8 protein-coding genes are annotated in these 12,824 nt (G+C 68.0%); 5 read left to right on the forward strand and 3 right to left on the reverse strand.

Going from position 1 to position 12,824, the window contains the following annotated elements:
* From KA248_04990 to KA248_05005, 4 genes are all read left to right on the forward strand, one after another.
* Nucleotides 1–889 (forward strand): efflux RND transporter periplasmic adaptor subunit (locus KA248_04990; GenBank protein ID MBP7829256.1); only part of this gene is annotated, 889 nt, incomplete at its 5' end.
* A complete protein-coding gene (locus tag KA248_04995) occupies nucleotides 886–1,566 on the forward strand; it encodes an ATP-binding cassette domain-containing protein (protein ID MBP7829257.1) in 681 nt (226 codons plus the stop codon). The genes KA248_04990 and KA248_04995, both read left to right, overlap by 4 nt.
* Nucleotides 1,563–2,762 carry an ABC transporter permease gene (locus KA248_05000; protein MBP7829258.1) on the forward strand — a complete coding sequence of 400 codons (1,200 nt, stop codon included), beginning with the start codon at nucleotides 1,563–1,565 and terminating at the stop codon, nucleotides 2,760–2,762. Before KA248_04995 ends, KA248_05000 begins: the two co-directional genes overlap by 4 nt.
* Before the next feature lie 100 nt (nucleotides 2,763–2,862).
* Nucleotides 2,863–3,741, forward strand: a complete 879-nt coding sequence (locus KA248_05005) for a hypothetical protein (protein ID MBP7829259.1) — start codon at nucleotides 2,863–2,865, stop codon at nucleotides 3,739–3,741.
* 42 nt (nucleotides 3,742–3,783) lie between these two features.
* Here KA248_05005 and pyrF read toward each other — a convergent pair whose 3' ends face one another.
* The 3 genes from pyrF to KA248_05020 form a co-directional block, all read right to left on the reverse strand.
* A complete protein-coding gene (gene pyrF / locus KA248_05010; GenBank protein MBP7829260.1) occupies nucleotides 3,784–4,479 on the reverse strand; it encodes an orotidine-5'-phosphate decarboxylase in 696 nt (231 codons plus the stop codon).
* 108 nt (nucleotides 4,480–4,587) lie between these two features.
* Entirely contained in the window at nucleotides 4,588–5,391 is an 804-nt protein-coding gene (locus KA248_05015; GenBank protein MBP7829261.1) for an RHS repeat protein, read from the reverse strand.
* Between the two features lie 20 nt (nucleotides 5,392–5,411).
* Nucleotides 5,412–11,189 carry a hypothetical protein gene (locus KA248_05020; GenBank protein MBP7829262.1) on the reverse strand — a complete coding sequence of 1,926 codons (5,778 nt, stop codon included), beginning with the start codon at nucleotides 11,187–11,189 and terminating at the stop codon, nucleotides 5,412–5,414.
* 153 nt (nucleotides 11,190–11,342) lie between these two features.
* On the opposite strand from KA248_05020, the gene KA248_05025 reads away from it, so the two are divergent.
* Entirely contained in the window at nucleotides 11,343–12,557 is a 1,215-nt protein-coding gene (locus tag KA248_05025; GenBank protein ID MBP7829263.1) for a cation transporter, read from the forward strand.
* Nucleotides 12,558–12,824: the final 267 nt, after the last annotated feature.

The raw sequence follows: 12,824 nt of genomic DNA on the forward strand, positions 1-12,824 counted from the left end.
CCTGGAAAGCCTGGAAAACGCCAAGATCCCGCTGGAAATCCGCGAACTGGAGGTCAACCACGCCAAGGCCGTCAGTGATCACGAGTCCGAACGGCAGTACCTCGTGGACAGCCGCCAGCTGCTGGAGGAAGGCCTGATCTCGGAGCAGGAGGTGCAGCAGCAGGAGGTCAAAGTCGCCGCGGCGCGCGCGCAGGCCGAACGGCTGGCCCTCCAGCTGGAGTTGACGAAGAAATTCCTGCATCCCTCGGCGCTCGACCGGGCCCGGGCCACCTTGGCCTCGTCGGAGCAGGAGTTGCAGCTGGCCCGCGAGAAACTCTCCAATTGCGTGGTCCGTTCGCCGGTCGCCGGCATGGTGGTCTACAAGCCGATCCATGTCGGCAGCGAGTACCGCACGGTCCGCGTCGGGGACACGATCTACCGCAACCAGGCGTTCCTGGCCCTGCCGGACATGACCGAGCCCCTGGTGCAGTGCGACGTGCCGGAGGCGGAACTCTCCCTGTTGCGCGAGGGCGCCGAGGTCGTCATCGTGCCGGCCGCCTATCCCCAACTCCAGCTCCGGGGCGTCGTGGAATCCATCGGGTCCATGGCCCAGAGCATGGTGGGCCGGCCCGGCTGGCAGAAGTACTTCCGCGTCGTGATCGGCGTCACCGATTCGGACGAGCGCCTGCGCGCCGGGATGTCCGTGCGCGCCAGCGTCCTGTCCTATGCCCGGCCCGACGCGCTCCAGGTGCCGCGCCGCGCCGTCCGCTGGGACGGCGAGGGCGCTTGGTGCGAGGTCGTGAACGGTCCGGTCGCCGCGCGGAGGGCGCTTAAGCTGGGGCAAGCCGACGAGCAGAACTTCGAGGTGATCGAGGGCCTCGAGGCCGGGGAACGGGTGGCGATCCGATGAGTTCGGCGGCTCCCGTGCTGCAACTGGCCGGCGTGCGGAAAAGCTTCCCGTCGCCCGCCGGGCGCGTGGACGTGCTCAAGGGCGTGGACCTGGAGATCAGTCGCGGCGACTTCGTGATGATCACGGGCCCTTCAGGAAGCGGCAAGACCACCCTCTTGAACCTCGCCGCGCTCCTCGATTTTCCCACCGAGGGCCGGGTTACCTTCGGGGGGCGGCAAGTTTCCGGGCTGGGGGAGGAGGCGCTCTGCGACTTGCGGAAGCAGGCCATCGGCGTCGTCTTTCAGCGCTTCTGCCTGCTCGCGCACCGGACCGTTGTGCAGAACGTGCTGTTCCGTTTCCGCTACGTCGGAGGCGACGAGGAGGAAAACCGGAGGGCCGCGGCGCGCGCCCTGAACACGGTCGGCCTGGCGGACCTGGCGGATCGCCCGGTCCGGGTGCTGTCGGCCGGCGAGATGCAGCGCGTCGCCATCGCCCGCGCCGTGGCGCTGCGGCCCGAACTCCTGGTAGCCGACGAGCCGACGGGCAACCTGGATGCCGCCTCCGCGGGCGCCGTGATGGATTGTTTTCGCCGGTTGAATGCGGACGGATTGACCGTGCTCCTGGTGACCCATAACGAGGCGCTGCTCCGGTACGCCACCCGACACCTGGTCTGCGTGGAAGGAGCGCTGAAGCCATGAGCGCCCGTTCCGGCCTGCGTTTCTGGGCCCGGGATCTCTGGGAGGGCGTGCGCGCGGAGCCGGCGCGCGTGGGCCTGTCTTTCCTGGCCGTGGCCATCGGGTTCACGGCGTTGACGCTCCTGCTCGCCGTGCTGGACGGATTGCGGGCGAGAGCGCAGGAGTTGGTGCGCGAGTTGGGCGCCCAGGTGATGGCCGTGCTGCCCGAGTCCCGCGGCGCCGCGGATGCGCCGCCGATTCTGACGCGGGCGCAGGCCGACCGACTGGCCCGCCAGTTGCCGGAATGCCGCGTCACCGCCGCGCGGCGCTACGAGGTCGGCATGCCCTCGGACAAGAGCCGGGTGACGGTCCTGGCGACCGACGAGTATATGCTCCCCGTCCGCGGCTGGATGCTGGAGTCCGGACGCAACCTGGACTCGCACGACATGAGGGAAGGGGCGCGCCATGGCGTCATCAGTTCGGCCCTCGCCCGCCGCTGGAGCGCCGGGCCCGGCGCCCTGGTCAGCCTGGACCAGGTCTCCTTTCGGGTCGTCGGCGTTGCATTGATCGGAGGAGGCGATTTGGAGAAAGAGGCGGAAAATCCGCGCCTGCAAACCGGCGACCTGGTCGTGCTCGTGCCGCATTCGGCGCCCGTGGCCTGGGGCGATAAAACGCCGGACGCCTTCGGGCGGGCGGATGCCATGTTCATCCAGGTTCCTTCCGACCGCCGCGTGGAGGACCTGCTGCCGGTCGCGCGCGACTTGCTCGGAGCCGACGGGCTTTCATGGATCACGCCGGATATCCTCCTGCGCGGCGTGCGCCGCTGGCAGCAGGCCGTACGCCTGGCGGGCGGCAGCATCGCCCTGCTGTGCCTCGTCCTAGGCGGCACCACGCTCATGAGCCTGATGGTGGCGAACGTAAGGGACCGCCTGCCCGAAATCGGCCTGCGCCGCGCCATCGGCGCCACGCGGGGCGATATCGCGCGCCTGTTCACCCTCGAAGCCTGCATGGTGACCGGCCTGGCGGCCCTCGCGGGCATGGGGGTGGCCGGGTTGCTGGTGGAAACAGTGCGCCGGCGCTGGGGCGTCCCCGTTCGGCTGGAAGGGGTTGTGCTGTTGTGGCCCTTGGGCGCGGCGGCGGTCCTCGGCATCCTGTTCTCCTACTGGCCCGCGCGCCTGGCGGCCCGCATTTCCCCTGCCGAGGCTTTGCGCAATGAATGACGATCTGGTAGGATAGCCGCAAAGATTCGTCAGGCCGTTTCCGGCGCGGCCGGGGGAGATCATCGACATGAATGCTTTATTTTCACGGCGGGCGGGAATCATGGCGGGTTGCATCTTGGCCTTTAACCTGGCGGCGCGCGCCAACGAGCCGCCCGAAATCCGGCACCAGCCCGTCAAGGCGGCCATCCGCGGCCAGCCGATTTCCGTCATGGCGCGCGTCACGGACGACGCCGGGCCGGTCAAGTACGTGACGCTGTTTTATTCCCTGTCCCGCGACGCTGCTCCGTTCCGCGTACCCATGAAAGCCTCCGACGCCGACCTGTACGTCGGCACCATTCCGCCCGACCTCCTCGCGGATGTCGACCAGGTGCTGTATTATATCGAAGCCATGGACGCCGACGAGGCCACCCAGGAGACCGCCTGGAACACCATCGAAATCCGGAGCGCCTCCGCCCGGCCCACGGCGGAGGAGAAACCCGTCGTGGCTCCCGTGGCGCCGGCCCCGCCGCCTCGGGAGCGGTCGAGCCTCCTGGGCGTCGGGCTCATCGCCGGCGGCGCCGCCGCCGTGGCGGGCGCCGCCATCCTCATCGCGAACACGGACGACGACTCGTCGGATGATGACGACGATGATGACGAAGACTACTCCGGCGTGTACCAGGGCACCGTGACGGAATGCTTTGCGCCGAGCGGTCAGGCCCAGACCTGCGAAACCCGGAGCATGGCCCTGACCGTCTATGCCTCCGGAGACGTGCGCAGCACCAATCTCCGCAGCGAGACCCTGTTGACGGGGCGCATGAACGGCAACAAGTTCCTGCTCGTGGCCGAAATTTCGGGCGGCACCAACGGGGTGACCGGCGAGGTGTACTACGACGGCACCATCGTGGACCGGGAGCTGTTCGGCCGCATCACCGGGCGCGAGGAAGGCCCGGGCGGAAGCGGCGTCTATTCCGGCAGTTTCGACGCCACCCGGTCTCCGTAATTCGCCCTTCGACGTTCCCGGGCGGAGACGGCGCGGGACGCGCTACAGCGTCATTTCCTTGATGATCGCCCGCGCCGTCGCCGCGGGATCGGTCGCGTCGAGGATCGGGCGGCCCACGACCAGGAAATCCGCCCCGGCCCGCGCGGCTGCCGCCGGCGTGGCCACGCGCTTCTGATCGCCCGGGTCGCTTCCCGCCGGGCGGATCCCCGGGGTCACCAGCACGGTGCGGGCCCCGAAGCGCGCCCGGAGTCCTTCGACTTCCTGCGGCGAGCAGACGAGGCCGTGGATCCCCTGCTTCAAGGCCATGTCCGCCATGGCCATGACGTGGATCTGCGGATCGCGGGCAATGCCGAGTTCGGCCAGGTCCCGCTGGTCCAGGCTGGTCAGCGTGGTCACGGCCACCAGCAGGGGAGGGCGCGTGCTGCGCCGGGCCGCGTCGGCCGCGGCCTTGAGCATCACCCGGCCCCCGCAAGAATGAATCGTCAGCATGCCTGCCCCGCCCTTGGCGGCGGAGATCACCGCCCGCTCGACCGTGCGGGGGATGTCGTGCAGCTTGAGATCCAGAAAGACATTCTTGCCGCGCGCGCGAACGGCCTGCACGACCGCCGGCCCCTCCGCGCAGAAAAGCTCAAGACCGATCTTGTACCAGGTGATGTCCGGCGGCAGCCGGTCCACCAGCGCCAGCGCCTCGGCGGTCCCGGCGACATCCAGGGCGACGATCAGTTCGGAACGGGACATAGGTGTTTCCTTATCGGTTCCCCGTCTGTAGAGCATGGATCGGCACGGGAAAACAAGCGTTCATTTCCCGCGCGAGGGGGATTACCGCCGCAATCCTCTCATAAGCCGTCAGTTCGGAACCTCTACGGTCACTCGATAACGTCTTGCGGCCGCGTTATTGGTGTCGGCCATCGCGTCCTCTCCGCCGGCGCCGGGGCGCGGGTCGACGCCGGGGACATTGCTCCAGGCGCCGTCGTTCAGGGCCTCGTTGAACTGGAAGGTGTACACGCGGCCGGTCGAGCCGGGCTCGAAGTGCACGACCGTCGCGTTCCTGGCCTCGATGCCGGTGACGCGGAAGACATTGGCGGTGTTGGCCGGGTCGGTGTCCGCGATGTTCTCGTGCCGCAGCGTGGTGCCCTTGCCGGCGACGGCGCGGGCGTCCACGTCGGTCCAGTCCTCGCCGCCGCCCGGCGCAATGCCGCGCGCGGCGTACCAATCCAGGTCCGCCCCGCCCGTGCTGCGGAAGGCGGCCTGGATCGTGAGGTTCGCCTGCACATTCGTGTCGGTCCGGATCGGGTCGGTGGCCCCATCGCTCCATCGCCTGAAGACCACACTGGCGTTGTCCACCACGGCCGTGACCGGCGAGCCGTTGCCGCCGACGGCGACCTCCTGCGTCGCGACGCCGCCGATCGTGCCGCCCGTCCCGGCGCGGTAGATCAGCGTGTAGGTGATCTCGCCCGACCCGCTCACCGTGCGTTGCAGCAGGTTGCCGTTGGCGTCATAGACATAATCTATTTTCTCCCCGCCGCCGTAGTCGGCCCGGGTCAGCCGCCCGGCCTCGTCGTAGGTGTACTGGATGGTCACAGCGGACGCCGCGAGCGCCGGGAGCAGCAGGGCGAGGAGAACGCTTGTTGAACAAGGCGGGTTCTTCATGGGATGGCCTCATTTATTGATTACAGATCAAGCCAACTTCGTAGAAACAACACGTCATCCAGTTGACGGTTCACATCCTGCAGGACGGCCGGCAATTCGTCGGCGGGCAGTTCGTCCAGCGCCGGGTCCGCGGGGAGCGGAACTTCGAACAACCGGCCTGCGACCTGGTTGCGCAGGTCTTTCAGGTGGTTCTCTTGATGCCGCATCGAGCGCAGGAGGTGCCGTCTCACATTACGTTCCCAGCGGCGTATCATTTGCCGGCCGATCTCCTGCGGCGCCGGGCGCCCCCACGGCGAGCCGCCCTGCACTTCGTACAGGGAGAGCGGTTCATCGCCCCGCTGCCGGAAATGCCGGTCCAGTTCCTCGTCCCACCGGCGCGCCGCCGCCGGGTCCGCCGCGGGCGGTTGGGCCCAGGGCGAGCCGCCCTGCACGACATACAGCGGTCCGTTCGGGACGGGGCGTCTCCCCATGGCCTCTATGATGTGGAGCTGAAGCCGGAATTCGCCACTCGCGTGGGCGGGATTGAAATCGAAAAGCCCCCCGACGATGTCCGTGGAAGTGTATTCCGTCAGCGATTTCCGGACCGGCGATTCGTCCTTGTCCGGCGCGATGGGCTGGAAGGGCGCGCCGGGGAACGGGGTCTGCGCGCCGTGGATGTTGTAGGCCAGTTGCTCGAGCGGCGAGGGGCGCTGCGGGGCGGTATTCTTGGGTAGTTGATGGCATTCCAGATTCTCCGGCTGCGGGGGCGCATTCGTAGGCTGCAGGGGAGGCCGCCAGGGGTGCGCCAATTCAGCCGGGATGGGCGCCCGGAGCGCGACGGTCTTGCTAAACTCCTGCTGCGGAGGTCTGGGGAGGTCCGAGATCCGCGTTTCGAGTGCACGCTCCAGAAGAGGATCCAGTAGACGGGTGTCCAACCCCTCCCAATCGAGGCCATCCCTGTCAACACGCCGCAAGGGATCGTTGCCGACGTACTGATATGGATTGAGCTTCTGGGGAGAGCCGATGTCGGGCCAGAGGGGCTCGGGGGAGAGGAACCGGCCGATCGTGGCGTCGTACCAGCGCGCGCGCATCTGGTAGAGGCCGTTGGTGCCGTCCCGGCGCACGCCCCACGCGCCGGAGAAGGCGAACGGCTGGGGATTCGCGCCGGTGCGGGCGAGGATTCGGCCGTAGGGATCGTAGGCGTAGGCATCGGTCACGGCCCGGTCCATGTCGGTGAGCGCCAGGGTGTTTCCTGCCTGGTCGAAGTGATAGAAGTACGTCTTGTTGCCGTCGGCCGTGTCTACCATGTACAGCAGCCGGCCGGAGGGCGTGTAGATGTAAAACCGCGTCTGGTTGCTCAAGGCGTTCTGCTCGGCCACGATGGCCGGGAGCGGGAAGGCATGGTGGTGATAGAAATACGTGCCGGCGGCCCCTTCCGTGCGCGTCATCACGTCGCCCAGCGCGGTGTATTCCAGCGTCGCGGCGTTGACGTTGGTCAGCCGCGAGGCGCCGTCCCAGGCGAACGTCCGGCCGGGCGCGGCGGTCAGCCGGCCGCGCGCGTCGTGCGCGTAGCCGGCCGATGAAATCTGCGAGGCGGCATCGTACGCCAGGTTGGCGATGGCGGAGACCAGGTTCCCGGAGGGCGTGAGAGGGGCGATCAGGTCGGTTTCCGTCACGCGTCCCGAAAGGTCGTAGGTCAGCGCGAGGTCCACGTAATCGCCGGATTGCAGCCGGGTTAGCCGGTCGGCGTCGTCCCAGGTGTACGTGATGACCTCCCCGTTGGGGAGGCTCACGGTCCGCAGGCGGCCGTCGGCGTCATAGCCGAAGAAAACGGTCACGCCGGTCAGGCTGTTCGAGACCGAGGCGAGCCGCCCGTCGCCCGCGGGGCCGGTGTTGTAGCCGTACGTCACCGTGAACGCCGCGCCCGACCCGAGGGCCGGATACGTCACCGTAGCGAGCCGCCCGGCGGCGTCGTAGGTCGCGCCGAAGACCGCGCCGGAGAAGTCGGCGGCGTTGACGCGGCCCTCGGCATCGTACGCCAGCGCGAGCCCGGGGGCATTGGTGATCAGCCCCAGTTCGTCGCGTTGGAACGCCAGGTCCGGCCCGCCGGAATACTGGGCGCGGACAATCTCCCCATTGGCGTCGCGGGTGTACGCGACCGTCGAGCTGTCCGGCCAGGTGACCCCGGACACCCGCCCGACCGGGTCCCGGGCGTACTGGGTGACCCGGGATAGGGGATCGGCCAGGGTCTGCAGCCGGCCCATCGGCGTGGAAGCGAAATCCCAGTGCGCGCCGTTGAAGTCGGTGATCCGACTGACCCGGCCGAGCGCGTCGCGCGCGTAGGTCACCGTGCCCGTGTCCGGCAGCGTTACGCCCGCGAGCAGGCCGCGCGGGTCGTACGCGTAGTCCGTGTTCCGGCCCTGCGCATCCGTGGTTCGCGCCACGCGTCCCCGCGCGTCGTAGGTCGTGGTGTTCGTGTGCCCCAGGGCATTGACGGTCTGCGCGACGCGCTGCAGCGCGTCGGGGACCCTCGTCGTCATCCGGCCCAGCGGGCTGACCCACCCGGTGAGGACGCCGGAATTGTTGTAGGCGAGGGCCCACGTCGAGGTCCCGACGGTGATGTTCGTGGCGCGGCCGAGCGCGTCATAGCCATACGCGGTGCGCACGCCCGTGGGGTCCGTTACGGCGATCAGGCGGCCCGCCAGGTCGTACTCGAACGTCGTGGTCGCGCCGGTCCGGTCCACGAGGTTGGTCGGGCGGCCGTCTGCGTCGTAGCGGACATCCGTGGGCTGCCCCTTCGCGTCCGTGATCCTCGTCAGCCGGCCGGCGTCGTCATAGGCATATTCCGTCCGGTTGCCGCGCCCGTCGGTGCGGGCGGTCAACTCGTGGTGCTCGTTGTACTCGTAGAAGACGCTCGACCCGTCGGGGAACGCGGTCTCCGTCCGCCGACGGGCCGCGTCGTAGCGGTTGGAGACCGGGCCGGTGTCCGTGTCGGTTGCGGTTTGCAGCGTGCCGTCGAGATTATAGGTGAAGGCCGCCGCGCCGCCGGCGGGATTGGTCACGGCCAGCAACTCGCCGCGCGGGTGGTAGCTGAACCGCCAGGTGTTGGTTCCTTCGTCCGTGACCGACGCCGGCCGGCCGGCGGCATTGTACGCGCGCTCCGACCGCGTCCCGTCCGCGTAGTCCGCGCGGATCGGCCGGCCGGAAGCGTCATAGGCCAGGCGGGTGGCCTCGCCCAGCGCGTTGGTGACGGCCGCCAGCCGGCCCATCGGCGTGTAGCCGAAGGTCGTCGCGTTCCCGTCGAAGTCCGTGCGGCGCGCGAGGTTCCCATCCGCGTCGCGATCGAAGGCCGCCCTGTGCCCCAGGGCGTTGGTGATCCAGATGAGCCGCTTCTCCCCGTCGTACCTGAAGCGGGTCAAGTTGGTGTACGCATCCCGGTGAAGGGCGAGCATGCCGTCGGGGTAGTACACGTACCGGTTGGTCTGGTGCGCGGCGCTGACGGACTGCGTCATGAGCCCGACGGCGTTATAGGAATAGGCCATCGCCTGGCCCAGCGGATCGACCGCGCGCGTGACCTGGCCCTCCCGGTCATAGTCCCAGGACCAGGACCGGGCGCCGCGGACGAGGTTGGTGCGCCAGCCGCGCAGGTCATAGGCGTAGGTGTTCGTGCCGGCCGGCTCGCGCCGCCGGACGAGCCGCCCCATGTCGTCGTACGCATCCGCCGCCAGGAAGCCCAGGCTGTCCGCCCGGTTGGTCGCCCGGTCCATCAGGTCGGCCTGCTCGGCGACGGCGTACCCGGCCGGATCGGTCAGGGTGGCGAGCCTCCCGTTGGCGTCATAGGCGAAGGCCGTCACGCCGCCCGCCGCGTTCGTGAAGGCCGTCACGCGGCCCATCGCGTCGAGGCCCCACCGCTCGGCCGAGCCGTCCGGGCGCTGGATGCCGGTCAGCCGGCCGAGCGCGTCGTATGCGAACAGGGTGGGGCCGGTGTCGTCGTCCGCGACGGAGGCGACGGTGCCGTCGGCGTTATACGTCAGGGATTGCGTTCCGCCGCCGGGCCGGGCGAGGGCCACGGGCTGGCCACGCTCGTTGTAGGTGGCCGACCAGACATTGCTTGCGCGGTCCGTCAGGTTCGTCGGCAGCCCGCGCCCGTCGCGTTGGTAGTCCAGGGTGCTCAAGTTGGAGAACCGGTTGGTAGACAGGTCCTCGAAAACAAAGGTGACGGCCAGGCCCGGCTGGTCGCGGTTGGTGAACACCTGGACGGTCTCCTCGTAGCGCCATTGCGTCACGCGGGAGAGCGGGTCCACATAAGTTCCGATCTTCCGTGCCGCGTTGAGGCCGATGTTCGCGCTTTGTCCCAGCCGGTTCCTCGTGGCGATCGGCCGGTCGTAATCAAAGCCGAGAGTGAAGGTGTTGGTCCCGCCGCCCTGGTCCACGGTCCGGGACGCATACTGCATGTTCGTGTGACGATGGACCAGCACCCCCTGCGGATCGGTGACGGTCGTATCGCCGCCCGCGCCGTATTCGAACGAGGAGGCCGCGCCGTAGGCGTCGGCCTGGTTGGTGACCTGGCCGCCGGCATTGAAAAGCTGGACGTACGGCGCGTTGCCGGCCGGGTACTGGACGGAGGTCATCAACGCGCCGTTCCCGTTGGTGAAGGAGTGGGTGGCGTCGTAGGCGTACACGGTGACCTCGCCCGCGGCGTTGGTCGCGTGGGTCAGGGCGCCCTGCGCGTCGTGGCCGAAGCCGGCCGACCGCGTCCCGTCCGAGACGCGGACCAGGTTGCTCGCGGCGTTGTAGTCGAAGGTCAGCGCGCGACCGAGCCCGTCGGACACATTGGTGACCAGCCCGTCCGGCCGGCGCTGCAGCCGCAGGGCGTTCCCGTAGCGGTCGAGGATTTCCTTCGCGAAGGCGTGCGCGCTCCAGTCAAAGCGGTAGAGCCGTTCCGATTCCGGGTCGAGGAACCAGAGGTCCGTCCCGTCGGTCTTGAGCTCGTAGGGGTCGGGCTCCCGGTCGAAGTTCAGGGCCCACACCCCGCCCTGGCCGTTGGTGTTGTACACCTCGATGAACACCACCCGCTTGCCGGAAGGGAGCAGGACGTGCATATGCCACTCGGCCGGGTCCGAACCGGGCGAGCGCATGACCTGGGCGTCGAAGTCGGAGGACCAGCCGGAGCCCAGCGGCGTGCGCATCCCGTCCGTGCCCGGGTCGTTCAGCCGCGAGGCGTAGCGGCGCGTGAAGCGCAGGGGCAGGGGCCCGCCCAGGTCCAGGTCCGTGACCGGCGGCAGGACGTACTCGCCCGTCATCGTGGCGACGGGTTCCTCGGTTTCCTCCGCGTGGGGCGTCGCGCCCCGTGTGGCGTTCGGGGCCTCCACCGCGACCTCGTAATTCGCGCGGGACGTGAAAGCCGGCGTCACGTTTGTGAAGGCAAAGAAGATCTTGTTCTGTATGAACTGGCCCGGCGGCGCGTTGGTATCCACGTGGACCTTGTAGCTGGCCTGGAACGGCTCATCCGCGGGGACCGTGACGTTCCACTGCACGCCCGAGCCGCCGTTGAGGAAGACGGGGGTGGCGGTGGGGAAGGAAACGATATCGCTATACCCCGTCGTGCCGGGCCCGCGCCAGTCCGTGATGGTTACGTCCGTGTCCGACGATCGCTCGGGATCCAAAAAAAAGGAGTAATTGACCGTCTCGCCGGGAAACACGGAGTGGTCCTCGGAATCCACCTTGGCATATCCGACATTAGTAAAAATGAACGCCGGCGCGGGCGCGGGCCAAAGAAGGGAGATCGCGCACGTGGCCAACAGCTTTCCTGATTTCATGCAGTTCACCTCCGGGCGCTCTCGCCCCGATTCTTGTTCAATCCATAGCACGAACAACGAAGGCCTGTAATAAAAAAAACCGCGGGCGCCACCGGGTGCGTAAACTCGCTGTACCTTTTCGGGCCGACGTCCTACGATGAGCGGCAACCTTTCATGACGAGCCAGGTTCCAGGGGCATCCGGGGGCTGGATCGCGCGGTGGCTCCACCGCGTGGCCGGGGACCGGCCGGCCACCGAACGCAAGGCGCGCCTGGGCCTGTTGCAGGGCTGGGCCAGCATCGGAGTGAATACCGGGGTGTTTCTGACCAAGCTGATGCTCGGCCTGGTCCTGGGCAGTATCGCCCTGGTGGCGGATTCCGCGGACAGCTTCTTCGACGTGGTCGGCAGCGGGATCGTGGTCTGGAGCATTCACTGGTTCCGGCGGCCGCGCGACCGCGAGCATCCGTTCGGCCACGGCCGCATGGACCTCGTGGCCGGGCTGATCATGGCCGTGCTCCTGGTCGTCGTCGGCATCGAATTGGCGCGCACCTCCGCGGACCGGATCCTTCATCCGCCGGACTACGTGGCGCCGTGGTGGATGATCGCCGTGGTCGCCCTCGCCGTTCCCCTGAAGGAGGGGCTCGCGACCTTCTCCCGCCGGATCTCCGAGGCCACCGGGCTATCCTCCATGGAGGCCAGTTACTGGTACCTTCGGTTCGACGCCATCACCTCCGCAACCGTGACGCTCGGTTTGATCCTGTCCCGGTGGGGGTGGACGGCCGTGGACGGCTGGATCGGCCTGTTCATTTCGGGCGTGGTCGCGTGGACAGGAATCCGCCTGGTGATCGGCGGCATCGGCCCGCTCGTGGGCGAGGCGCCGACCAAAGAGGAAGTCGATGGCGTAGAGCAGGCCGCGGCGCGCGTGCCGGGCGTGCGCGGCGTGCATGACGTGATCCTGCACAAGTACGGCGATGTGAAACTGGTGTCCTTCCACATCGAGGTGGACGCGGCGCGGAGTGCGCTCGAAGCACACGACCTGGCCGAGCGCGTGGAGGACGAGGTCGAGAGCGTGACGGGCTGCAAGGCGATCGTTCACGTGGATCCTGTGGATCGGGGCCATCCCGCGTACGGGCGTGTGCGGGGATGGCTGCAGCAGTTCGTGGCGGGGGATGAGCGCCTGGTGGGTTTTCACGATCTGCGGGTGTCGGGAGAAGCGCATGGATTCGAGGTGTCCGTGGACCTGGTCGTTTCGGTGGATTTGCCGGAAAAGGCGTATGCCGAGGTGGCCGCCGGCGTCCGGGATCGGCTGCGCGAGGGGATCTCCGGAATCGGCGAGGCGAAGGTATCCGTCGAGGCGGCCTACAGCGGGGGGGCGACGGAACCCCGCTGAAATAGGGGGAAACAGCCGTTTTTCAGCCGGGAAAAATTTTTTAAAAAAGTCTATTGACACGCTCACGTTATCCCGATATCTTGGCAGCAGAATTTCGGGTTGTTTTTTTGTAGTTGCTCTTTAATGAGCCCTGTAGTCGCCTTGACCCGAGGCCGAAAGAGGGAAAGGCGACAGAGGGGTAGTTTGTCGTCTTGATCTTTGACAACCGAATAAGACTTACGCCACTTCGAATCAGAAGTGGCGCGATGTGTCGGAGCCTGTAATCAA

The sequence above is a fragment of the Kiritimatiellia bacterium genome, assembly GCA_018001225.1.
Taxonomy (GTDB): Bacteria; Verrucomicrobiota; Kiritimatiellia; order CAIQIC01; family JAGNIJ01; genus JAGNIJ01.

Excerpts from the sequence above, each read along its gene's own strand:
- KA248_05025 (MBP7829263.1), top strand. The coding sequence starts at position 11,343 with ATGACGAGCCAGGTTCCAGGGGCATCCGGGGGCTGGATCGCGCGGTGG.
- pyrF (MBP7829260.1), bottom strand. The coding sequence starts at position 4,479 with ATGTCCCGTTCCGAACTGATCGTCGCCCTGGATGTCGCCGGGACCGCC.
- KA248_04995 (MBP7829257.1), top strand. The coding sequence starts at position 886 with ATGAGTTCGGCGGCTCCCGTGCTGCAACTGGCCGGCGTGCGGAAAAGC.
- KA248_05020 (MBP7829262.1), bottom strand. The coding sequence starts at position 11,189 with ATGAAATCAGGAAAGCTGTTGGCCACGTGCGCGATCTCCCTTCTTTGG.
- KA248_05000 (MBP7829258.1), top strand. The coding sequence starts at position 1,563 with ATGAGCGCCCGTTCCGGCCTGCGTTTCTGGGCCCGGGATCTCTGGGAG.
- KA248_05005 (MBP7829259.1), top strand. The coding sequence starts at position 2,863 with ATGGCGGGTTGCATCTTGGCCTTTAACCTGGCGGCGCGCGCCAACGAG.
- KA248_05015 (MBP7829261.1), bottom strand. The coding sequence starts at position 5,391 with ATGAAGAACCCGCCTTGTTCAACAAGCGTTCTCCTCGCCCTGCTGCTC.